Genomic DNA, 21,367 nt, shown 5'->3' with positions numbered 1-21,367 from the left:
TCAGTCGTCGGCTTCGACGGCGTTCCCCTGTTCTTCCGCGAGTCGCTCCGCGACGTCCGTGATGAGGTCCTCCTGGCCGCCGACGACCTCCATCTCGCCGAGTTCGACGAGGATGTCGCGCGGGTCGACGCCGTAGCGCTTCCCCTCGCGGCGCGCGTGCCGGAGGAACGAGGAGTAGACGCCCGCGTAGCCGAGCATCAGCGAGTCGTTGTCGAGCTCGGGCATCGTGTCGTCGTCGAGCATCGGCAGCAGGACCTCTTCGGCGGCGTCCATCGTGCCGTAGAGGTCCGGGCTGACGTCGTAGCCGGCCCGGTCGAGCGCGCCGACGAGCACCTCCATCTGGGTGTTGCCCGACCCCGCGCCGAGGCCGCGCAGACAGCCGTCGACGGTGACCGCGCCCTCGTCGAGCGCGGCGAGGGTGTTGCCGACGGCGAGCCCGAGGTTGTTGTGCGCGTGGAAGCCCACGTCGATGTCGAGGCCGTCGACGAGCAGGCTGACGCGCTCGCGCACGTCCCCCGGGAGGAGCGCCCCGGCGGAGTCCATGAGGTAGACGGCGTCCGCGCCGTACTCCTCCATGAGCTGGGCCTGCTCTAAGAGCGTCTCCGGCGTCGCCATGTGCGAGAGCATCAGCAGGCCGTTGGCCTCCAGACCGCGCTCTTTGACGTACTCGAAGTGGTCCTGCGAGATGTCGGCCTCGGTGGCGTGCGTGGCGATCCGGCAGATGTCCGCGCCGTGGTCGGCCGCCATGTCGAGTTCCTCGACGGTGCCGATGCCGGGGAGGAGGAGGACGGAGAGTTCGGTGTCGCTGAGCTGGGGGGCGACGGCTTCGAGGTACTCCTCGGTGGAGGCCGCGGCCATCCCGTAGTTGATAGAGGAGCCGCCCATCCCGTCGCCGTGCGAGACCTCGACGACGTCCATGTCGGCGGCGTCGAGCGCGCCCGCGATCTCCGCCATCTGGTCGGGCGTGAACTGGTGGTCGACGGCGTGCATCCCGTCGCGCAGCGTCATGTCGACGACGCGCGGCGAGTTAGTCATCCTGCCCACCCCCGACGGCCGCCTCGGTCTCCCACTGCTCGGCGACCCGCTCGGCCGCGCCGAGCGCCGCGCTCGTCATGATGTCGAGGTTGCCCGCGTACGGCGGGAGGTGTTGGCCCTCGCCCTCGACTTCGAGTTGCGTCGTGAGGATGACGGTGTCGCCGAGGTCGAAGCCGACGTCGTCCTGGTCCTTGACGGTCGGTTCGAGCGTGACCTCGTAGCCGGGGACGTAGGACTGTATCTCCGCGGCGATGTCCTCGACGGAGTCCCGCACTTCCGCGACGTCGACGCTGTCGGTGACCTGGGTGTGGACGGTGTTGCGCATCATGATCGGTGGTTCGGCGGGGTTGAGCGTGATGATCGCCTTCCCGTCGTCGGCACCGCCGACCTCTTCGAGGCCGGCGGCGGTCGTCTGCGTGAACTTATCGATGTTCTGCCGCGTGCCGGGGCCGGCGGACTTCGAGGCGATGTGCGAGACCATCTCGGCGTACTCGACGTCCGCGACGCGATCGACGGCGTGTACCATCGGGATGGTCGCCTGCCCGCCGCAGGTGACCATGTTGATGTTGTTCGTCTCGCCGAGGACGTCCTCGACGTTCACGACCGGCACCGTGTAGGGGCCGACGGCGGCGGGCGTGAGGTCGATGGCGAAGAGGTCGAGTTCCTCGTACACCGGCGCGTTCTGCTCGTGGACGCCGGCGCTCGTCGCCTCGAAGACGACGTCGAACTCGTCGGCGTGCTCCCGGACGCTGTCGATGCCCTCCGTCCCGACGTCGATGCCCTCGTCGACGGCGGCCTGGAGCCCGTCCGACTCCTCCACGGGGAAGATGCCGATCATCCGCTGGAGGTTGACGCGCTCCCCCCGGTCCAATATCTTGTACATGAGGTCGGTCCCGATGTTCCCGGGCCCGACGATAGCCGCGTCTACGGTCATGTATAAGGTATATTTATGAGACTTTCTCATAAATCTGCCGGTCACGCGAGACGATGTCCGCGGAACCGGGCGCGTCGACCCCGCTCGATAGCGACGAGCGGCGACGGCGCGGTGCAGGGGGCGGAAAGCGGCCCGCGCCGGTCGCGGACGTGGAAGTGGCGGACGCCGAGGACGCGGACGTAGTGGAAGTGGAGAGTGTCACACGCACGCGGCCGAGGGCCGCGTCGTGGACGGCGTCGGCGTTAGAACGGGTAGCCGCGGTCCTCGCGCTGGACCGACGTCCACTTGACCTCGGTGAACTCGTCGATGATGTACTCGCCGTTGTAGCGGCCGATGCCGGACTCCTTCATGCCGCCGAAGGGCATGTGGGGCTCGACGTTGACCGTCTGGTCGTTCACGTGCATCATCCCGACGTCGATCTGGTCGGCGACGTCGCGCGCGCGGCCGAGGTCGCCCGAGTGGACCGAGCCGGCGAGGCCGTACTCGGTGTCGTTGGCGATTTCGACGGCTTCCTCGTCGTCGCTGAAGGGGATGACGGGGACGATGGGGCCGAAGTGCTCGTTGCACGCCGCCGCCATGTCGTTCGTGACGTTCGTGATGACGGTCGGCTCGACGAACAGGCCGTCGGCCTCGCCGCCGGCGAGGACCTCGCCGCCGGCCTCGACGGTCTCCTCGACGTACTCCATCATCTGGTCGCGCTGGCTCTCGTTGATGATCGGGCCCACGACGACGTCGTCGTCGCCCACGGGATTCCCGACCTTCAGCTCCTTCGCGCGCTCCGCGAGGCGCTCCGCGTACTCGTCGTAGACGTCCTCGTGGACGATGTGGCGGTTGATGGAGATGCAGACCTGCCCCTGGTTCCAGAAGGAACCGAAGGTCCCGGCGTCCACGGCCTTGTCGAGGTCGGCGTCTTCGAGGACGACGTGGGGGTTGTTCCCGCCGAGTTCGAGCGCGGGGAAGCCGAAGTGATCGACGACGTTCTTCCCGACGATACGGCCGGCCCGCGTCGAGCCGGTGAACGCCATGACGTCGCAGTCGGGGTGGGAGGCCGCCTGGTCGCCGGCGGTCGCGCCCTCGCCCGGGACGACGTTCAGGACGCCGTCGGGGAGGCCGGCCTCCTCGAAGAGGCGCGCGAGGAGCAGGCCGCCGGAGATGGACGTGTCCTCGGCGGGCTTCAAGACGACGCTGTTCCCGGTGGCGATGGCGGGCGCGACCGCGCGGAACGAGAGCTTCAGCGGGACGTTCCACGGCGAGATGACGCCGACGACGCCGACGGGCTTTCGCTCGACGATGTTCTCCTTGCCGGGAATCTGGGACTGCGCGTGGCGGCCGTCGGCGCGATACGCGTACTGCGCGGCGTCGTAGCCGAAGGAGACCGAGCCGCCCCACTCGATGTCCTGCTTGGACTTCGCGCTGCCGCCCTCGGCGGCGAGAATCTCGCGGACCTCGTCCTCGTACTCCTCGAGGAGCTTGGCGACGTTGCGGACGACCGACGCGCGCGCTTCGAGGGAGGTGTCCTCCCACTCGACCTGCGCTTCCTTCGCGGCCGCGAACGCCTCGTCGACGTCGTCGCGCGAGGCCGCGGGGACCTGCGTGATGACCTCGCCGGTCGAGGGGTTGGTCACGTCGATGCGCTCGCGCCCCTCCAGCCGTCGCCACTCACCGTCGATGTAGGCGGCGTTCCAGTCGGCGTCCAGTGCGATCTCGCTTCCCTCCACGGTCGAGGCTGCGTCACTCATCTTCGTGTTCGTACCTCGGAACTCACGCATATAGGGATACCGGAAGCCACGATTCCCGTCGAGGAACGCGGACGGTACGATTAAGTACTGGCTCCGGCCACTGTGCCGTATGGCTCTCAGCCAGTCGGAGCTCGACGAGCTCGCCGACACACTCTACGAGGCGTACGACACGAAAGACCCCATCGAGCCCCTCAGCGACGAGACGGAGTTCACCACCGAGGAGGCCTACGAGGTCCAGGAGCGCGTCTTCGAGCGAATCAGCGATGGCGGCACGCTCGGCCACAAGCTCGGCCTCGTGAGCGAGGCGAAACAGGAGCAACTCGGCATCCCCGAGCCCATCTTCGCGCCCGTCGTCGAGGAGACCCTCCTCGAAGGTCCCGTTCAGGTCGACGAGATGATCGCGCCGCGCATCGAGGCCGAGATCGGCCTCGTCCTCGGCGAGGACCTCGAAGCGCCCGTCACGCCCCTCGACGTCGTCACGGCCACGGACGCGGTCGTCCCCGTCGTCGAGATTCTCGAGAGCCGCTTTGCGGGATGGGCGATTCCGTCCGCGCAGGACGTCATCGCCGACCTCACCTCCGCCGGCGGCGTCATCCTCGGCGAGTCGATGAAGGACCCCTCCGAGGTCGACCTCGTGATGGAGAGCATCGCCGTCTCCGTCAACGGCGAGCTCGAATCGACGGGCATCGGCGGCGACATCATGGGCAACCCCGCGCGCGCCGTCGCGTGGCTCGTCAACCGCCTCGCCGACCGCGGCGAGAAACTCGAAGCCGGCGAGCTCATCATGACGGGCGGTATCCCCGCCGCCATCGACATCGAGCCCGGCGACGTCTACGAGGTCGAGTTCGCCAACATCGGCTCCATCTCCGTCCGCGCCGAGTAACGACTCAGCCGTCGTAGCGGTATTTGAGGTCGAGCGCGAGTTCGTTCGCGGTGCTCTCGACCTCCCCGACTATCTCCTCGTCGAACCCCTCGTTTCCGAGTCGCTGGGTCGGTGCGGAGATGCTGATCGCGCCGAGAATCTCGTCGTCGAGGCGGATCGGCGCGGCGATGCACGCCAACCCCTCGGTGCGCTCCTCGTGGTCGGTCGCGTACCCGCGCGCGCGGATGCGGTCGAGTTCGGCGTGGAGTTCCCCCCGGTCCGTGATGGTGTTCTCCGTCTCCATCGGAAGCCCCCACTCGTCGACGATTTCGTCGACGCGCTCGGGGTCGAGGTACGCGAGGATCGCCTTCCCGACGCCCGTGTAGTGCAGGCGGATGCGGTAGCCGACGTGCGTGTCGAGGTTGACGGCGTAGTCGCCGCGGGCCTGGTAGAGGTAGACGCCGCGGCCGTTCTCCTCCGTGACGAGGTTCGTCAACATCCCCGTGTCGGCGGCGAGCTGGTCGGCCTTCGAGCGCCCGTAGCGGTAGAGCGGCGTCCGGCCCCGTGTGTACCCGCCGAGCGTCAGGAACTGGAGGCTCAAGCGGTACTCCTCGCCCTCCTTCGTGACGTAGCCGTGCTCGCGCAGGGTGCTCAGGTGGTTGTGCACCGCGCCCTTGCTCAGCTCCGCGACGCCGACGAGGTCGCGGATCCGCGCGCCGTCCGCCTCGCGCAACCGCTCGATCAGCGCCAGCGACTTCTCGGTCGTCCGGACGGGGTGGTTCGCTTCCTTCGCCATACCGGACCCCAGACGCCCCGCGCGTAAATAGGTTGTTTTCGATGTGAAAACACTCCGCGCTCGTGCTTACTCCTCGCCGATGCGCGTCGTCACGGAGCCGATGGAGGTGAACTCCGCGGTGAGGACGTCGCCGGCCGCGATGTCGGTGGCGGGCGTGAGTGAGCCGCTGAGCACGAGGTTCCCCGCTTCGATCCGCTGGTCCATCTCGTCGAGGGTGTTCGCCAGCCACGCGACGGCGCGCGCGGGGTGGCCGAGGACGGCGCTCCCGACGCCCGCGTCCGCGACGGTGCCGTTCCGGTAGAGCTTGACGCCCTCCAGCGAGAGGTCGAGGCCGTCGACGGGCGTCAGCGTCTCGCCCGTGAGGTAGAGCGCCGAGGAGGCGTTGTCGGCGACCGTGTCCTCGATGTCGATGTCCCAGTCGCGCACGCGGCTGTCGATGATCTCCAGGACGGGGAGGACGCCGCGGGTCGCCTCCAGCACGTCGAGGTACGTCACGGGCGGCTCCAGCGTCTCCGCCATGACGAAGCCGACTTCGGGCTCGACGCGCGGCGCGATGAGGTCGCCGGCGGGGACGCTCCCCTCCTCGACGAACATCGTGTCGAGCAGCCGCCCGAAGTCGGGTTCGTCGACGCCGAGCTGGGTCTGGATGCCCTCGCTCGTGAGGCCGACCTTGTGGCCGACCACGCTCGCGCCGTCCGCGACGTGGTCGTCGATGACGCGCGACTGGATCTCGTAGGCGTCGGAGACGTCGAAGTCGTACTCGTCGGTCAGCTTCGGTACCGGCTCGCCGCTCCGGTACGCCTCGTACAGCGACTCCGCGATGTCGTCGATGGTGCGGTCGTCGAGTGTCACGATCTATCAGAGACCCGCCGCCCGCAAAGACGTTTGTGGTCGCGGGCGCGCCCCGGTCGTTTTGTACGTGAAAACGGATTGCGCTCCGAGAACGATTACGCCGATACGCGTGTAAAACGAGGTCGTCGGTGCCGCGACTCGACCGTCGTTCGGCCGATCCACATCCTCCTTCCTCCGGCGGCCGGCACGTTGACCCAATACGTTTTCACGTACAAAACGAATCGTCCTTTCGCGCCGTCGAGGCGCGCGCAGGCGGCGCTCCGGGCGTCGTCGCTCGCGCGCGGCGAGAGGAAAAAGTGTACGGGACCGACGGACGCGGTCTCAGCTACTCGTGGCGGTGTCGCCCTCCCGGCGCTGTGCGACGTACGACTTGAGGTAGCCGTAGATGCCGTTCGGGAGGAAGATGACCACGAGGATGATGATGATGCCCTCGACGGTCGTCGCCAGGCCGCCGAGCACGCTCGCCAGCCCGTTGTCGATGATCATGAAGATCACCGTCCCGAACAGCGGGCCGGCGACCGTCCCCATGCCGCCGAGGATGACGATGACGAGCGTGTCGACCGTCCACGTCACCGCGAGCGTCGACGTCGGGTTGATGTAGAGGGAGTTCAGCGCGTACGCCGCCCCCGCGAGCCCCGCGACGAACGCGGAGATGAGGAAGGCGTACATCTTGTAGCGCAGGGGGTCGACGCCGAGGCCGCTCGCGGCGGTCTCGTCGTCGTGGATCGCGCGCATCCCGAGACCGAGGCGGCTGTTCACCACGAGATAGACGCCGATTGTGGCGAGCGCGGCGACGACGACCGTGAGGAGGTACGTCGGGATCTCGCCCATCCCCGCGTTGAGGTAGTAGCCGGTCGACCCGCCGCTGATCGAGCGCTGGTCCGTGAGGATGAGCCGGATGATCGCCGCGAGCGCGAGCGTCCCGATGGCGAAGTAGTGTCCGCGCAGGCGGAACATCACGGGCCCGGTCACGAGTGCGACGAGCGCTGCGCCGACGCCGCCGAGGACGAGCGCGACGACCGGGTGCGAGAGCGGGAAGGGGATCGCGGGGAGGCCCGCGGCCGACGGCGTCGTGAGCCACGCGGCGACGTACGCCCCGAGGCCGAAGAAGGCCGCGTGCCCGAGCGAGATCTGCCCCGCGTAGCCCGCGAGGAGGTTCCACGAGACGCCGAGCATCAGGAAGACGAGCGCGGTCATCGCCAGCCCCGTGTAGTACGACGTCGTCACGAAGGGGACGACGAGCATCGCCGCGAGCACGACGAGCGAGGCGGCCACGGTCCGCTTCGAGGACGGCACGCCGAGCATGAAGCGATCCGTGTTCATTCGCCACCACCCCCGGTACCGAAGAGCCCCTCGGGTTTCAGCAGGAGGACGAGGAGGAAGATCGTGAACGTCATCACGTCGCGGTAGCTCCCGCCGAGGAACAGCGCGGTGACGTTCTCGGCCGTGCCGAGGATGACGCCGCCGACGAGCGTCCCGATGATGCTCCCGACGCCGCCGAGGACGACCACGGCGAAGGACTTCAGGAGGTACGACCAGCCGACGTAGGGGTCGATCGGGAACAGCATCGAGAGCAGCGAGCCGGCCGCGCCGGCCAGCGCCGCGCCGATCCCCATCGTCAGCATGTAGATCCGGTCGGTGTCGATGCCGACGTACCGCGCGGCCGCCCGGTTCTGCGACGTCGCGCGGATCGCGTGGCCCGTCGAGGTGTATTCGAGGAACAGCCACGTCAGCACGACGAGCAGGACGGCGATGACGAACGTCACCGTCCGCGACGGGGAGAGCAGCACGGACCCGAGGTTCAGCCCGCCGAGACCGAGCGTCAGCTCGGTGGACTGGGCGTCCGAGCCGAGGAAGTGCTGCCCGAGGTTCTGGAAGACGAGCGCGACCCCGAAGAGCACGAGGATGGGCTGTTCGATCCCCTCGTCGACGACGCGTTCGAGCAGGGCGCGCTGGAGGACGATGCCGATGACGAACAGCACGAGCATCGCCGCGAGCATCCCGACGAGCGGGGAGAGGCCGGCCATCGTGAACAGCACGATGGCGACGTACCCTCCGAGCATCAGCAGGTGGCCGTGCGCGAGGTTGACCACGTCCATGATCCCGAAGATGAGCGAGAGCCCCAGCGCGGCGAGCGCGTAGATCCCGCCGAGGAGGATGCCGTTACTGACTGTCTGTGCGAGGAGGTCGATTGATACCATGGTTTCGTTGGGTGGTTGGTGTCTGCGTGGCGGTGCGGCGGGACTGCGGGTCGGTCGCGGACGCCCGAAGCGCGGGCGACGCGACCGTGCGTCGCGTGCGCGGCGTGTGTCGTGCGTCGGTGTACGGTGCGCTCACGGCGTCACTCACCGAGGTAGGAGGCCTCGACGCGCTCGTCGCCCGCGAGCTCCTCGGCGCTCCCGGAGAGTTCGATCCGGCCGCTCTTGAGGACGTACCCCCGGTCGGCGACGCGCAGGGCGTTGTGGATGTCCTGTTCGACGAGGAAGACCGTCGTCCCCTGGTCGTTGATCCGCTGGATGGCCTCGAAGACGTCGTCGACGAGGACGGGCGCGAGCCCGAGGCTCGCCTCGTCGAGGAGGAGGAGGTCGGGTTCGCTCATCAGGCCGCGCCCGATGGCGAGCATCTGCTGTTCGCCCCCGCTGAGCGTGCCGGCGCGCTGGCCCGCGCGCTCCTCCAGTCGCGGGAAGATTTCGTAGACCCGCTGTAAGTTCTCCGACATCGCCCCGCGGTTCGTGTACGCCCCGAGCTGGAGGTTGCGCTTGACCGTGCTGTCCGCGAAGATTTCGCGGCCCTCGGGGACGTGTGCGATTCCGCGTCTGACGGCCTCCTCGGGCGCGATACCGGTTATCGACTCGCCCTCGTAGACGACGTCGCCGTCGAGCGGCGAGAGCACACCGCAGATGGTCTTGAGTATCGTCGTCTTCCCCGCGCCGTTCGCGCCGAGGAGCGCGACCGTCTCCCCGGTGTCCACGGAGAAGTCCACGTCCCAGATGACGTGGATGTCGCCGTACGCCACGTCGAGGCCCTGGACGTCGAGGAGCGCCATCTACGCCTCGCCCCGCGTCGGCCCCTCGTCGCGCTCCGCGCTCGTCCCGAGGTAGGCCTCGATAACCTGCTCGTCGTTCTGTATCTCCGCCGGCGTCCCCTTGGCGATGAACTCGCCGTTGTTGAGGACGAAGACGCGCTCGCTGACGTTCATCAGCGCGCGCATCACGTGGTCGATGAGGAACACCGTCTTGCCCCGGTCTTTGATGTCGCCGATGAGCGAGACGATCTCCTCGGTCTCCTCGGGGTCGAGCCCGCCGGCCACCTCGTCGAAGAGGAGGATACCGGGGTCGGTCGCCAGCACGCGCGCGATTTCGAGGCGCTTGAGCGCGCCGACGCTGAGTTCGGTCGGCGTCTCGTGGGCGCGCTCGTCGAGTCCGACGAACTCCAGGGCCTCGTACGCGCGCTCCTCGACGTTCTCGGGGCGACGACCGCCGAACTCCGCGCCGACCTCGACGTTCTGGTGGATGGAGAGGTTCTCGAACGGACGGACGATCTGGTGGGTCTTCACGAGCCCCTCGTGACAGATGTCGTGCGGGCTCCACCCCGTGATGTCCGTCCCGTCGTAGTGGACGCTCCCCTCCGTCGGCGCGTGCGACCCGGTGATGACCTTGAAGAGCGTGGACTTCCCGGCCCCGTTCGGCCCGATCAACCCCACGGTCTCCCCCCGTTCGACCTCGAACGAGACGTCGTCGAGCGCGACGACCCCGCCGAATCGTTTCGTGACACCGTTACAGTTCAACAATGACATCGACTATCGTGAACATATGGTTTCCCCGGTATAAACCTATCCCACTCGTGGTCGATAGTTCATGACGTTTTTCGAATCGCGGAACCGGACGGCCGGCCTTTATCGACGATAGAGTAAACGATAAAATGATATGTATTTTTAGTTGCTAATTCTTTCTCTCTCCTCCAGATGGACCGTCTTACACCACGCGCTCGGTCGGGACCGCGTTGCCCCGTCGGGCCCCGGCCGGGAGGAGCGACGACGACGCAGACTCGTACCGGTAGACAGGTCCGTAAGGACCGATTTACCGTGGACCACGACGATCCACCGACGCCGCCGGCCATCCGTACGACTCGCTCTTGACGACCGACCGCCGCTCCCGGCTTGACACCCTTCTGCCCGTCTCTCTTCTCTATTCATTTATTCTGTCCTTTCTTCACTCTAGTAACTATACTTATAAATATGGGTTCCCGACGCGCCGTCGGCGTCCGTGTCGCCGTTCGTGGGGGACGCCCGCCGTCGCGCGTCGGTGCTCCAACGTTTATGCGACGGCCCGCGTACGTGCCCGTATGAGCGACAGCAGCGACCCGCGGTGGCGGGTGATCGGCGAGGAGCGACACCCCGGCCCGCTCACGATGGCGCTGGAGGAGGTGGCGGCCGAGACGGCCGTCGACGGCGGGCCAGCGACCGTCCGCGTCTACCGGTGGCCGGACACCCTCTCCCTCGGCGTCGCGCAGGACGCCGCGAGCGTCGACTGGGGCTTCTGCCGGCGCGAGGGCATCGGCGTGACGCGCCGCCAGACGGGCGGCGGCGGCATCTACCACGACGCCGTCGGCGACATCTCGTACAGCGTCGTCGCGCCGAGCGACGCCGTCGCCGGCGACCTCCTGGAGAGCTACCGGGACATCTGCGACCCCGTCTTCGACGCGCTCGCCGCCCTCGGCGTCGACGCCGACTTCGTCGAGGGTCCCCGCGACGAGATATACGAGCCCGCCTGCTACCTCCGCGGGCTCAACCCCGCCCACGACGTCGTCGGGCCCGACGGGCGGAAGCTGAGCGGGAACGCGCAGTACCGGCCGCTCGACGCCGTCGTCCAGCACGGCTCCATCTCCTTCACGCGGCGCGCCGAGCGCCACTGCGACTGCTTCGACGCGGCCCTCGACCCCGACGCGTTCCGCGAGCGCGTCGGTGCCATCGACGACTACGCGGACGTCACGCGCGCGGAGGCGGTGGACGCCCTGCTGTCGTCGCTCGCGTCGTGGGCGGACGCCGAGGAGGGGTCGTGGACGTCCGACGAACTCGACCGGGCGCGCGCGCTCGCCGACGCGAAGTACGGCGCGGAGTCGTGGGTGCGACACCGCGAGGGGTGAGCGGGGCGCGGCGACGCGAACGGAGACAGGTATTTGTGGCTCTCCGTGTTCGGTGGGAGCATGGAGTCTCGCGCGCGGAAGCCGGATTGGCTACGTATCCGTCCGCCCGGCGGCGAGCGGTTCGCGGAGATAGAGCGCGTCCTCGACGACCACGACATCACCACGGTCTGCGAGGAGGCGAGCTGCCCGAACCGCAGCGAGTGCTGGAGCGGGCGCGACGGCCCGGGAACGGCGACGTTCATGCTGATGGGCCATCGCTGCTCGCGCGGCTGTAACTTCTGCGACGTCGCCACGGGCGGGATGGAGCCCCTCGACCCGGACGAGCCCGAGGAGGTCGCGGCCGCGGTCGCGGAGATCGGCCTCGACTACGTCGTCCTCACCTCCGTCGACCGCGACGACCTCGACGACCAGGGGGCCGCGCACTTCGCGCGGACCGTCCGCGAGATAAAGCGCCGCGACCCCTCGATACTCGTCGAGACCCTCATTCCCGACTTCCAGGGCGAGGAGGCTCTCGTCGGCGAAATCGTCGACGCCGGCCCGGACGTGATAGCGCACAACGTCGAGACCGTCGAGCGCCTCCAGCGGCCCGTGCGCGACCCCCGCGCGGGCTACGAGCAGTCCCTCTCCGTCCTCCGGCAGGTCGAGCGCGACGCCGACGTCTACACGAAGACGTCGCTGATGCTCGGCGTCGGCGAGCGCGACCACGAGGTGTACGAGACGCTCGTCGACCTCCGCGACGCCGGCGTCGACGTCGTCACGTTCGGCCAGTACCTCCAGCCCTCCGCGAGCCACCTCGACGTCGAGACCTACGTCCACCCCCACAAGTTCGAGACGTGGAAGGCCGTCGCGGAGGAGGAACTCGACTTCCTCTACTGCGCGAGCGGCCCGATGGTCCGCTCGTCGTACAAGGCCGGCGAACTGTTCGCCTCGGCGCTCATCCGGGACGGCGCGTCCGTCGCGGAGGCCCGAGCGCGTGCCGAACGCGCGCGCACGGACGATACGGGACGCGACCGCGATGTGTGACGATACCGACCGCGACGCGTGACGCGGCGCTCGGGAAACCTTTACCACCGCCGACGCGGTCGTCTCCGCCATGCTGGAGAGCGACTTCACGCTCACCGACGTCCTCGACCGCGCGGACTCGCTGTTCGCCGACCGCGAGATCGTGAGCGCCCGCCCGGACGGGAGCCGTCATCGCTACACGTACGGCGACGCCGCGGACCGCATCGCCCGCCTCGCGGGCGCGCTCGACGACCTCGGCGTCTCCTCGGACGCCCGCGTCGGCACCCTCGCGCGCAACCACCACCGGCACTTCGAGCTCTACTTCGCGCCCGCCTGCGCCGGCCGGAGCCTCCACATGGGGAACGTTCGGCTCCCCGCGGCCGACCTCGCCGCGACGATCCGGGACGCCGGCGACGAGGTGCTGTTCGTCGACCCCGCGTTCCTCGAACGGGTCGAGGCCGTCGCCGACGACCTCGACACCGTCGAGCAGTACGTCGTCCTCGCCGAGTCGGTGCCGGAGACGACCCTCGACCCCGTCGTCGCCTACGAGGACCTGCTCGCCGGGCAGTCGCCGACCTACGACTGGCCGACGCTCGACGAGGAACGGGAGTGCGGGCTCTGCTACACGACGGGCACCACGGGTCGGCCGAAGGGCGTGACGTACACGCACCGCGCGCTCGCCCTCCACACGATGATGAACGGCCACGTCGACACGTACGCCATCGGCGCGCGCGACACCGTCTGCCCCGTCGTCCCCATGTTCCACGTCAACGCGTGGGGGTTCCCGTACGCCGCGGCGTTCGCCGGCGCGGACCTCGTGCTCCCCGGCGCGCAGACCGACCCCGAACCGCTCGCCGACCTCCTCGCCGGGGAGGGCGTCACGGTCGCCGCCGGCGTCCCGACCGTCTGGCGACGCCTCGCCGCGCACCTCGACGAGACGCCCGCGGCCGACCTCGACCCCGTGGAGCGCCTCGTCGTCGGCGGCGCGTCCGTCCCCGCCTCGCTCATCCGCACCTACGACGACGCCCACGACGTCACCGTCCAGCAGGGGTGGGGGATGACGGAGACGTCGCCGCTCGGGCTCCTGACGCCGCTCGACCCCGAACCGGGCGACGGGACGCCACCGCGGACGACCGAGGGACGGCCCGTTCCCGGTATCTCGGCGCGCGTCGTGGACGACGACGGCGAGCGGGTCGCCCGCGACGGCGAGGCGATGGGCGAACTCCAGGTCCGGGGGCCGTGGGTGACGGACGGCTACGCCTCGCGGACGCGCGAGGTCGAGTCGCCGCTCACCGACGACGGCTGGCTCCGCACGGGCGACGTGGCGACGTGGAACGCCGACGGCTACGTCGACGTCGTCGACCGCACGGACGACCTCATCAACTCCGGCGGGGAGTGGATATCGAGCATCGAACTGGAGGACGAGCTGATGGCGCACGCGGGCGTCGCCGAGGCGGCCATCGTCCCCGTGGCGGACGAGACGTGGGGCGAGCGCCCGCTCGCCGTCGTCGTGCCCCGCGACGGCGACGACCCCCCGGGAACGGACGCGCTCGACGCGCACCTCCGGGAGTCGTTCCCCTCGTGGTGGCTCCCCGACCGCTACGTCGTCCGCGAGTCCATCCCGCTGACGACGACCGGGAAGTTCGACAAGCGCGCGCTCCGCGAGCGCTTCGAGGGGACGGACGCGGGTGGTGACGACGCGAGCGAGGGAGACGTGTAGACGAGACGAGCGAGGGAGACGTGTAGACGAGACGAGCGACGGAGACGCGGAGACGACGCGTGGGCGGGGCAAGATTCACGGTCCCGCTGGGCGCAGAACGGGTATGGCAGTTCTCACCGCGGTCGACGGCGAGTCGATTCCGAGCAACCCGGTCCGCGAGGGCCAACTCCTGGCGGACCGCTTCGAGGAGCCACACGTCGTGTTGCACGTGATGCCCCAGGACGTCTTCGAGGAGTTCCGCGGGTCGACCGGGAGCGGCGGCGCGCCGTTCGCCTCGTCAGCGTCGTACGGCGAGGGCGACGGCGCGGTCGGCGGCGGGCGCGGCGGGGAGTACACGGTCGAGGACGCGGAGCGCCACGCTCGCGGGGTCGCCCGCGACGTCGTCGAGGGGACGTTCGACGACGCCGACGACCGGGCCCTCGTGATTCAGGGTCGCGTCGGCGACCCCGTCGCGGAGATACTCGCGGAGGCCGACCGGCGCGACGCGCGCTACCTCGTCATCGGCGGCCGCAAGCGGACGCCGGTCGGGAAGGCGCTCTTCGGGAGCACGACGCAGTCGATACTCCTCGACGCCGAGCAACCCGTCCTCACCGTCATGTCCGAGACCTGAGCGACCGACAGAGCTAACCCCGCCGGACCTGTGCCATCGTTTATGACAGTACGGGAAGTGAGTCGCTTCGAGTCGTCGCTCGACGCGGCGGGCGTCGCGGCGACCCGCGTCGAGGCGGCCGACCTCGCCGACGCGCTCGACCGCCTCGTCGAGCCGCCGGCCGTCGGCGTCCCGCTCGGCATCGACGGCGTCTCGCTGGACGAGACGGTCGTCGAGACGCCGCCGACGCCGCGTCGCCTCAAACGCGCCGAGACGGGCGTGACCCCCGTCGCGGCCGGAGTCGTCGAACACGGGACCTTCGTCCTCCGGAGCGACGCGAACGGCTCCGAGCCGGTGAGCCTCTACCCGCCGACGCACGTCGGCGTCGTCCGGGCGAGCGACCTCCACGCGGACTTCACGGCGGCCTTCGACGAGCTGGAGGGGTCGCTCGCGGGGGGCGAGAGCGCGATTCTCGCCACGGGCGCGAGCGCGACCGCGGACATGGGCGAACTCGTCCACGGCGTCCACGGCCCCCGAACCGTCCGCGCCGTCCTCGTGGAGGACCGCTGAGATGAGCGGGGAGTCGACGCGCGCCGCGAAGGCCGCGCGCATCCGCGCCCTGCTCGAAACCGAGGGCGACGCCGTCCACGAGAACACCACGCACCTGAACCGCGTGCGCTACGAGGCGAACGCGGCCGGCGGGGACATCGACGCCCTCCGCGCGGAGGCGCGCGCCATCAAGGAGGACGCCATCGAGCGCCTCCCGGAGCTCGTCGAGCGGGTGCGCGAGACCGTCGCGGCGAACGGCGGGGAGGTCTACGTCGCGGACGACGCCGCGGACGCGAACGCCTACATCGAGCGCGTCTGCGACGACGCGGACGCCGACTCCGTCGTGAAGTCGAAGTCGATGACGACGGAGGAACTCGGCGTGAACGACGCGCTCCTCGACGCCGGCGTCGACGTCCACGAGACGGACCTCGGGGAGTTCGTCGTGCAGGTCGCCGACGAGGCCCCCTCGCACCTCGTCGGCCCCGCCATTCACAAGTCGCGCGAGGAGATAACCGCGCTGTTCAACGAGGTGTTCGACCCGGACGTGCCCCTGGAGACCGCGGCGGACCTCACGCGCTTCGCCCGCGACCACGTCGGCGAACGCATCGAGCGCGCGGACGTCGGGATGACGGGCGCGAACTTCGTGCTCGCCGACTCCGGGAGCATCGCGCTCGTGACGAACGAGGGGAACGCCCGCAAGTGCGCCGTCACGCCCGACACGCACGTCGCGGTCGCGGGCGTCGAGAAACTCCTGCCCTCCGCGGCCGACCTGCCGCCGTTCGCCGAACTCATCGCCAAGGCCGCCGGCGGGCAGGACGTCGCCACGTACCTCTCCCTCCTCACGCCGCCCGTCGACTCGCCGACCATCGACTTCGACGCGCCGGACGAACCCCTCGGCGATCCCGCGGACCGGTCGTTCCACCTCGTGCTCGTCGACAACGGCCGCCTCGACATGCGCGAGGACGACCAGCTGAGGGAGACGCTCTACTGCATCCGCTGTGGGGCGTGTGGCAACTCGTGCGCGAACTTCCAGCACGTCGGCGGCCACGCCTTCGGCGGTGAGACCTACACGGGCGGCATCGCCACCGGCTGGGAGGCCGGCATCCGCGGCGAGGACGCGACGGACGACTTCAACGACCTCTGTACAGGGTGTTCGCGTTGCGTCGACGCCTGCCCCGTCGAGATCGACATCCCGTGGATAAACACGGTCGTCCGCGACCGGCGCAACCGCGGTGCCGACCCCGACGCGTTCGACCACCTCGTCTCCGGGCTGACGCCCGACGACGACCCCGCGGGCGTCGACCTCCAAAAGCGCCTCTTCGGGAACTTCGGGACGCTCGCGCGACTCGGGAGCGAGACGGCGCCCCTCTCGAACTGGCTGTCTCGGCGCGCACCCGTCCGCGCGGCGATGGACCGCTGGCTCGGCGTCGACCGCCGGCGCGACCTCCCGACGTTCGAGCGCGAGACGCTCGCCGACTGGTTCGCCGCGCGCGACCCCCTCCCGAGCGCCGGCACCGCGGACCGCGCGGCCGTCCTCTACCCCGACGCCTACACGAACTACGCGCTCACCGAGCGCGGGAAGGCGGCCGTGCGGACGCTCGAGGTCCTCGGCGTCGACGTGACGCTCGCGCCCTGCCACGAGAGCGGGCGCGCGCCGCTCAGTCAGGGGATGATCGAGACGGCGCGCACGCAGGCCGAGCGGGTGAGCGACGCGCTCGCGCCCGCCCTCGACGACGGCCGGGACGTCGTCGTCGTCGAACCCTCGGACGTCGCCATGTTCCGCGGCGAGTACGAGAAACTCCTCGACGACGCGACGCACGAGCGCCTCGCCGCGAACAGCTACGAGATTATGGAGTACGTCTACGGCCTCCTGGAGAACGGCGCGGACGCGGACGCGCTCGTCGGCGGCGACGACGTCGCCTACCACGGCCACTGCCAGCAGCGCACCCTCGACCTCGCGGGCTACACCGAGGCCGTCCTCCGGCGGGCCGGCCACGACGTCGTCACGAGTGACGTCGAGTGCTGCGGGATGGCGGGGTCGTTCGGCTACAAGTCGGAGTATTACGAGCTCTCGATGGACGTCGGGGCGGACCTCCGTGAGCAGTTCGAGCGCCCGGACGCGGCGGGTCGCCGCGTCGCCGCCAGCGGGGCGTCCTGTCACGAACAGCTCCTCGCGCTCGCCTTCGACGGCGTTCCCCACCCCGTCGAGCTCGTCGCGCCCGGCGGTCGCTGACGCGGGGCACGACGCAGTCACGTCCCTTCGCCGTCACCGTCGCGCCGTCGCCACCGCGTCGTCGTGCCGCCACCGGAATTTGGCTGACAATAGTGAACAAATTTTATACCCCCGCTGATGTATGTCGCTACTGTGTTAGAGAGTACGAGGGTCGTCTGTGGGGTACCCCTGCAGCGACCGCCCGCTATCGAGGACGCGAACCGTCGCACCACGGACGGCCGACGCCGGGCGGCCGCCGGTGGCGCGACCGAACCGACCGTACGTGGGGGCCGGTGATGGACGGCAGCATCGGCATCTCGAACCTCGAGAAGGTGTACGGCGAGGGGACCGAACGCACGAAGGCCATCGACGACCTCTCCTTCGACATCGACGGCGGCGAGTTCGTCAGCGTCGTCGGCCCCAGCGGCTGTGGGAAGAGCACCCTCCTCTACATCATCGCGGGGTTCCTCGACATCACGGACGGGACCGTCTCCGTCGACGGCACGCCCATCGACGGGCCGGGGACCGACCGCGGCGTCGTCTTCCAGGACTACGCGCTCTTCCCGTGGCGGACGGTGAAGGAGAACGTCCTCTACGGGCTGGAGGAGGCCGGCGTCCCGGACGAGGAGGCGGACGCGACGGCCCAGCGCTTCATCGACATGATGGACCTCTCCGGGTTCGAGAACAAGTACCCCAAGGAGCTCTCCGGGGGGATGAAACAGCGCGTCGCGCTCGCGCGGACGCTCGCCTACGACCCGAAGATACTCCTGATGGACGAGCCCTTCGGCGCGCTCGACCAGCCGCTGCGCGAGACGCTCCAGGACCAGCTCATCGACATCTGGGGCGACCTCGACAAGACGGTCGTCTTCATCACGCACGACGTCGAGGAGGCCGTCTACCTCTCCGAGCGCGTGATGATAATGACCCGCCACCCCGGGACGAAGAAGACCGTCACCGAGGTCGACCTCGACCGTTCGGGGCCGCGCGAGGACATCGTCACGTCCGACGAGTTCACGCGGAAGAAGAACGAGGTCTGGCGCTCCCTCCGCGAGGAGACGAAGTCGGAGGTGCAACCGTAGCGTGGCGACCAACGAGCTCTGGACCCCCGAGCGGATTCCCGACCCGTTCGCGGGCGTTGCGAAGCTCCTCTTCGACTGGATTCCGCTGCTCCTCCTGGTGCTCGGCTGGGAGGTCGTGAGCGGGCGCGCGGTCTCCGAGTCCGTCCTCCCGCCGCCCACCGCCGTCGCCGCGGCGACCGTCGACCTCTTCGCCACCGGTGAGGTCGTCCCACACCTCGCCGTCTCGCTCCTCCGCGTCGGCGTCGGGCTGTCGCTCAGCATCGTCGTCGGCGTGCTCCTCGGCATCGGGATGTCCCAATCGGAGGCCGTCGAGAACTTCTTCGACGTCTTCCTCTCGCTCATCTACCCGCTCCCGAAGACCGCGCTCGTCCCGCTCGCGCTTCTCTGGCTCGGCATCGGGACGAAGACGGCGGTCCTCATCGTCTTCCTCGCGTGTCTCCTCCCCATCGTGATGAACGCGAACAACGCCGCCGAGAACGTCGACCGAAACCTCATCCGCTCCGCGCGGATGATGGGGACGAGCGACCGCCGGCTCTTCTGGAAGGTCGTCATCCCGGCGACGATTCCGGAGATACTGACCGGCATCCGGCAGGCGATTCCCTTCGCCTTCATCTCGCTCATCAGCGCGGAACTGATCGCCTCCGAGCAGGGGATGGGGCGTCTCATCCGCGACGCCGGGTCGCTCGGGCGCTACCCCGCGATGTTCGCCACCATCGTCATCATCTCCGCGGTGGCCTACACCGCGGTGTACGGGTTCGAACAGGTCCGTGAACGGGTGTTAGTATGGACGTAGACGTCCGCTCGCTCGGCGCGTCGTCCATCGTGGACTCCCTCAAGTCCATCTACTCGCTCGTCCTCCTCCTCGTTCTCTGGGAGGCCGTGACGCGGATGGGGTTGATATACCCGTACTTCCTCCCGCAGCTCTCCGTCGTGATCCACGAGTTCGTGGTGCTGGTGTCGACGGGACAGATGATACACGCCGCGTACCTGACGCTGATGCGCGCGTTCGTCGGTCTCGCGGGTGCCGCCGTCGCCGGCGTCGCCGTCGGGATACTCTGCGCGCGCAACGCGCTCTTCGAGTGGTTCTTCGACCCGCTCATCAAGATCGGCTACCCGGTGCCCGTCATCTCGCTCGTCCCGGTGTTCATGCTCTGGTTCGGCATCGGCGACGTCTCGAAGATAATCATGGTCGCCGTCGGGACGTTCTGGCCCATCGCGGTCAACGCCCGCGACGCCACTCGGCAGGTCGAGCAGAACCTCATCCGCTCCGCGCGGATGATGGGGACGGGTGACCGGCGTCTCCTCTGGCGCGTCATCCTCCCCGCGGCCTCGCCCGGCATCTTCACGGGCCTGCAGATAGCCACGCCCATCGCGCTCATCATCACGTTCGTCTTCGAGATGGTCGCCGGTGGCGGCGGTCTCGGCGCGCTCGAAATCGCCGGCGTTCGCGGCTTCAACTCCGCGCAGACCTACGCCGTGATCTTCGCCATCATCGCCATCGGCCTCGTGCTCGACCGGCTCCTCCGCGCCGCCCGGACCCGTCTCCTCGACTGGACCTGAGCGGCCACTCACTCCCTCTCTCCGTTCCCGCCCGTCCGCTTTCGCCGTCGTTGCGCTTCGCCCGTCGCCATTCGGCCGCTTCCATCGTCACCCCCGACTCCACCCGCCGCGTCGCTCGCCGTCGCGTCGCGGCGCGTTCGCTCGTCGACCGGAGAAAAAGCGGGAACGAAGGGAACGGCGAGACGGCCGCGGTGCGACCGCTCAGCCCTGGTACTCGTTCGTCGAGTGCTCCGTGACGTCGAAGGAGTCGTCGATGAAGTCGAGTTCGACGAGGTCGTCGATGATGAACTGGAGGGCGTCCTGGTCGACGGTGAGGTCGCGGTGGTAGTCGTTCTCGGTGAAGAAGTACGACTCGACGGTCTCCGTCGGGAGCTCGAAGTGGTTCGCGGCGGCGGTCGCGGCCTCGCTGCGGTTGTTGCGGACGTACTCGAAGAGCGCGCCGTAGTCCTCCGCCCACGCGGCCATGGCGTCGGGTTTGTTGTTGAGCGCGCGCTTCGCGGCGGTCGCGTACGTGAAGGGGTACTGCTGCGACCAGACGTCAGCGGAGCCGAAGACGTGGTTGAACCCCTCGGCGCGCGCGCCGACCGCGAAGAGCGCGGGATAGATGCCCGCGTCGATCTTCCCCTCGTTGAGCGCCGCGGTGTACGTCGGGAAGCCCATCTCGACGAACTCGACGTCGTCGCGCGTGAGCCCGGCGCTCCGCAGCCCCTTGACGTAGACGGAGTGGACGCCGGTCCCGAGGGCGTTGACGGCGACCGTCTTGCCCTCGAGGTCCGCGACCTCCGTGATACCCGAGTCCGGTGCGGAGAAGACCGATACGTCGTAGTTCTCGGGTGAGGCGTCCCAGAAGTCGACGCCGACGACGGAGATTCCCTCCGGGATGGCGTTCTGGTTGACCGCCGAGGCGAAACTCACCGTGGAGGTCATCACGACGTCCGCGCTCCCCGCCGCCATCTGGTTCAGCGAGGTCGGCGTCCCGGAGTTCCGCGTGACGTTGAGCTCGTAGGCCGAACCGGCGTTCGGGAGCTCGCTGCGAATCTCCGGGACGGCGAGCAGCGACGCCGCGTTCTCGATGGGGACGACGTAGTTGAAGTTGATAGTCGGCGTGCCGCCGCCACCGCCGCCACCGCCACCTGTGCATCCCGCGAACCCGGTGAGGCCGGCCGCACCCGCGATTCCGGCCGCCTTGAGGTAGTCGCGCCTGTTGTATCGAGACATCGTACTCGACGATACCTACTGATTTATAATAAGCTTTTGCCCCGCGCCCCCCCGCGTGGACGACGCGAGACCGCG

At 69.1% G+C, this 21,367-nt stretch carries 20 protein-coding genes; 10 read left to right on the top strand and 10 right to left on the bottom strand.

The window, feature by feature from the left end; all coding sequences use genetic code 11:
- From dmpG to IEX84_RS04565, 3 genes are all read right to left on the bottom strand, one after another.
- A complete protein-coding gene (dmpG, locus tag IEX84_RS04575; RefSeq protein ID WP_188870300.1) occupies positions 1 to 1,035 on the bottom strand; it encodes a 4-hydroxy-2-oxovalerate aldolase in 1,035 nt (344 codons plus the stop codon).
- A complete protein-coding gene (locus tag IEX84_RS04570; protein WP_188870298.1) occupies positions 1,028 to 1,969 on the bottom strand; it encodes an acetaldehyde dehydrogenase (acetylating) in 942 nt (313 codons plus the stop codon). Before IEX84_RS04570 ends, dmpG begins: the two co-directional genes overlap by 8 nt.
- A 242-nt stretch (positions 1,970 to 2,211) precedes the next feature.
- Positions 2,212 to 3,708, bottom strand: a complete 1,497-nt coding sequence (locus IEX84_RS04565; RefSeq protein WP_188870296.1) for an aldehyde dehydrogenase family protein — start codon at positions 3,706 to 3,708, stop codon at positions 2,212 to 2,214.
- A gap of 109 nt (positions 3,709 to 3,817) precedes the next feature.
- On the opposite strand from IEX84_RS04565, the gene IEX84_RS04560 reads away from it, so the two are divergent.
- Positions 3,818 to 4,591 carry a 2-keto-4-pentenoate hydratase gene (locus IEX84_RS04560; RefSeq protein ID WP_188870293.1) on the top strand — a complete coding sequence of 258 codons (774 nt, stop codon included), beginning with the start codon at positions 3,818 to 3,820 and terminating at the stop codon, positions 4,589 to 4,591.
- Between the two features lie 4 nt (positions 4,592 to 4,595).
- Here the strand turns inward: IEX84_RS04560 and IEX84_RS04555 are convergent, their stop codons facing one another.
- The 6 genes from IEX84_RS04555 to IEX84_RS04530 all read right to left on the bottom strand — a co-directional run bounded on the left by IEX84_RS04555 (position 4,596) and on the right by IEX84_RS04530 (position 10,014).
- Positions 4,596 to 5,366 carry an IclR family transcriptional regulator gene (locus tag IEX84_RS04555; protein ID WP_188870291.1) on the bottom strand — a complete coding sequence of 257 codons (771 nt, stop codon included), beginning with the start codon at positions 5,364 to 5,366 and terminating at the stop codon, positions 4,596 to 4,598.
- Positions 5,367 to 5,432: 66 nt separating this feature from the next.
- Entirely contained in the window at positions 5,433 to 6,218 is a 786-nt protein-coding gene (locus tag IEX84_RS04550; protein WP_188870289.1) for a 2-keto-4-pentenoate hydratase, read from the bottom strand.
- A 321-nt stretch (positions 6,219 to 6,539) separates the two neighbouring features.
- Complete coding sequence (locus IEX84_RS04545) at positions 6,540 to 7,541, bottom strand: branched-chain amino acid ABC transporter permease (RefSeq protein ID WP_188870287.1); 1,002 nt, start codon at positions 7,539 to 7,541, stop codon at positions 6,540 to 6,542.
- Positions 7,538 to 8,419: a branched-chain amino acid ABC transporter permease gene (locus IEX84_RS04540; RefSeq protein ID WP_188870285.1), complete on the bottom strand. Its 882-nt coding sequence runs from the start codon at positions 8,417 to 8,419 to the stop codon at positions 7,538 to 7,540. The genes IEX84_RS04545 and IEX84_RS04540 overlap by 4 nt, the downstream gene beginning before the upstream one ends.
- A gap of 140 nt (positions 8,420 to 8,559) precedes the next feature.
- On the bottom strand, positions 8,560 to 9,264 hold the full coding sequence (locus IEX84_RS04535) for an ABC transporter ATP-binding protein (protein WP_188870282.1): 705 nt from the start codon (positions 9,262 to 9,264) through the stop codon (positions 8,560 to 8,562).
- On the bottom strand, positions 9,265 to 10,014 hold the full coding sequence (locus tag IEX84_RS04530; protein ID WP_188870280.1) for an ABC transporter ATP-binding protein: 750 nt from the start codon (positions 10,012 to 10,014) through the stop codon (positions 9,265 to 9,267).
- A 548-nt stretch (positions 10,015 to 10,562) separates the two neighbouring features.
- On the opposite strand from IEX84_RS04530, the gene IEX84_RS04525 reads away from it, so the two are divergent.
- The 9 genes from IEX84_RS04525 to IEX84_RS04485 all read left to right on the top strand — a co-directional run bounded on the left by IEX84_RS04525 (position 10,563) and on the right by IEX84_RS04485 (position 20,074).
- Positions 10,563 to 11,363 carry a lipoate--protein ligase family protein gene (locus IEX84_RS04525; RefSeq protein ID WP_188870278.1) on the top strand — a complete coding sequence of 267 codons (801 nt, stop codon included), beginning with the start codon at positions 10,563 to 10,565 and terminating at the stop codon, positions 11,361 to 11,363.
- 60 nt (positions 11,364 to 11,423) lie between these two features.
- Complete coding sequence (gene lipA, locus IEX84_RS04520) at positions 11,424 to 12,386, top strand: lipoyl synthase (protein ID WP_188870277.1); 963 nt, start codon at positions 11,424 to 11,426, stop codon at positions 12,384 to 12,386.
- 70 nt (positions 12,387 to 12,456) lie between these two features.
- The gene (locus IEX84_RS04515) at positions 12,457 to 14,085 is read left to right on the top strand and encodes a long-chain fatty acid--CoA ligase (protein ID WP_188870274.1); all 1,629 of its coding nucleotides are present in this window, start codon (positions 12,457 to 12,459) and stop codon (positions 14,083 to 14,085) included.
- 103 nt (positions 14,086 to 14,188) lie between these two features.
- Positions 14,189 to 14,695: a universal stress protein gene (locus tag IEX84_RS04510; RefSeq protein WP_188870272.1), complete on the top strand. Its 507-nt coding sequence runs from the start codon at positions 14,189 to 14,191 to the stop codon at positions 14,693 to 14,695.
- Positions 14,696 to 14,737: 42 nt separating this feature from the next.
- Entirely contained in the window at positions 14,738 to 15,244 is a 507-nt protein-coding gene (locus IEX84_RS04505; RefSeq protein WP_188870270.1) for an LUD domain-containing protein, read from the top strand.
- 1 nt (position 15,245) lies between these two features.
- The gene (locus IEX84_RS04500) at positions 15,246 to 17,456 is read left to right on the top strand and encodes an LUD domain-containing protein (protein ID WP_188870268.1); all 2,211 of its coding nucleotides are present in this window, start codon (positions 15,246 to 15,248) and stop codon (positions 17,454 to 17,456) included.
- A gap of 275 nt (positions 17,457 to 17,731) precedes the next feature.
- On the top strand, positions 17,732 to 18,514 hold the full coding sequence (locus tag IEX84_RS04495) for an ABC transporter ATP-binding protein (protein ID WP_188870266.1): 783 nt from the start codon (positions 17,732 to 17,734) through the stop codon (positions 18,512 to 18,514).
- Position 18,515: 1 nt separating this feature from the next.
- The gene (locus IEX84_RS04490; protein WP_188870264.1) at positions 18,516 to 19,307 is read left to right on the top strand and encodes an ABC transporter permease; all 792 of its coding nucleotides are present in this window, start codon (positions 18,516 to 18,518) and stop codon (positions 19,305 to 19,307) included.
- A complete protein-coding gene (locus IEX84_RS04485; protein ID WP_188870262.1) occupies positions 19,298 to 20,074 on the top strand; it encodes an ABC transporter permease in 777 nt (258 codons plus the stop codon). Before IEX84_RS04490 ends, IEX84_RS04485 begins: the two co-directional genes overlap by 10 nt.
- 201 nt (positions 20,075 to 20,275) lie before the next feature.
- On the opposite strand, the gene IEX84_RS04480 is transcribed toward IEX84_RS04485, so the two are convergent.
- Positions 20,276 to 21,292, bottom strand: coding sequence for an ABC transporter substrate-binding protein (locus IEX84_RS04480; RefSeq protein WP_188870260.1), 1,017 nt, complete (start codon positions 21,290 to 21,292; stop codon positions 20,276 to 20,278).
- Between the last annotated feature and the right edge of the window lie 75 nt (positions 21,293 to 21,367).

The sequence above is a fragment of the Halarchaeum rubridurum genome (genome assembly GCF_014647115.1).
Classification (GTDB): Archaea; Halobacteriota; Halobacteria; order Halobacteriales; family Halobacteriaceae; genus Halarchaeum; species Halarchaeum rubridurum.
This window is presented reverse-complemented; position numbering and strand designations above follow the sequence as displayed.

Bases quoted from the DNA above. Each gene is read 5' to 3' on its own strand.
- dmpG (WP_188870300.1), bottom strand. From the start codon at position 1,035: ATGACTAACTCGCCGCGCGTCGTCGACATGACGCTGCGCGACGGGATG.
- IEX84_RS04570 (WP_188870298.1), bottom strand. From the start codon at position 1,969: ATGACCGTAGACGCGGCTATCGTCGGGCCCGGGAACATCGGGACCGAC.
- IEX84_RS04565 (WP_188870296.1), bottom strand. From the start codon at position 3,708: ATGAGTGACGCAGCCTCGACCGTGGAGGGAAGCGAGATCGCACTGGAC.
- IEX84_RS04560 (WP_188870293.1), top strand. From the start codon at position 3,818: ATGGCTCTCAGCCAGTCGGAGCTCGACGAGCTCGCCGACACACTCTAC.
- IEX84_RS04555 (WP_188870291.1), bottom strand. From the start codon at position 5,366: ATGGCGAAGGAAGCGAACCACCCCGTCCGGACGACCGAGAAGTCGCTG.
- IEX84_RS04545 (WP_188870287.1), bottom strand. From the start codon at position 7,541: ATGAACACGGATCGCTTCATGCTCGGCGTGCCGTCCTCGAAGCGGACC.
- IEX84_RS04540 (WP_188870285.1), bottom strand. From the start codon at position 8,419: ATGGTATCAATCGACCTCCTCGCACAGACAGTCAGTAACGGCATCCTC.
- IEX84_RS04535 (WP_188870282.1), bottom strand. From the start codon at position 9,264: ATGGCGCTCCTCGACGTCCAGGGCCTCGACGTGGCGTACGGCGACATC.
- IEX84_RS04530 (WP_188870280.1), bottom strand. From the start codon at position 10,014: ATGTCATTGTTGAACTGTAACGGTGTCACGAAACGATTCGGCGGGGTC.
- IEX84_RS04525 (WP_188870278.1), top strand. From the start codon at position 10,563: ATGAGCGACAGCAGCGACCCGCGGTGGCGGGTGATCGGCGAGGAGCGA.
- lipA (WP_188870277.1), top strand. From the start codon at position 11,424: ATGGAGTCTCGCGCGCGGAAGCCGGATTGGCTACGTATCCGTCCGCCC.
- IEX84_RS04515 (WP_188870274.1), top strand. From the start codon at position 12,457: ATGCTGGAGAGCGACTTCACGCTCACCGACGTCCTCGACCGCGCGGAC.
- IEX84_RS04510 (WP_188870272.1), top strand. From the start codon at position 14,189: ATGGCAGTTCTCACCGCGGTCGACGGCGAGTCGATTCCGAGCAACCCG.
- IEX84_RS04505 (WP_188870270.1), top strand. From the start codon at position 14,738: ATGACAGTACGGGAAGTGAGTCGCTTCGAGTCGTCGCTCGACGCGGCG.
- IEX84_RS04500 (WP_188870268.1), top strand. From the start codon at position 15,246: ATGAGCGGGGAGTCGACGCGCGCCGCGAAGGCCGCGCGCATCCGCGCC.
- IEX84_RS04495 (WP_188870266.1), top strand. From the start codon at position 17,732: ATGGACGGCAGCATCGGCATCTCGAACCTCGAGAAGGTGTACGGCGAG.
- IEX84_RS04485 (WP_188870262.1), top strand. From the start codon at position 19,298: ATGGACGTAGACGTCCGCTCGCTCGGCGCGTCGTCCATCGTGGACTCC.
- IEX84_RS04480 (WP_188870260.1), bottom strand. From the start codon at position 21,292: ATGTCTCGATACAACAGGCGCGACTACCTCAAGGCGGCCGGAATCGCG.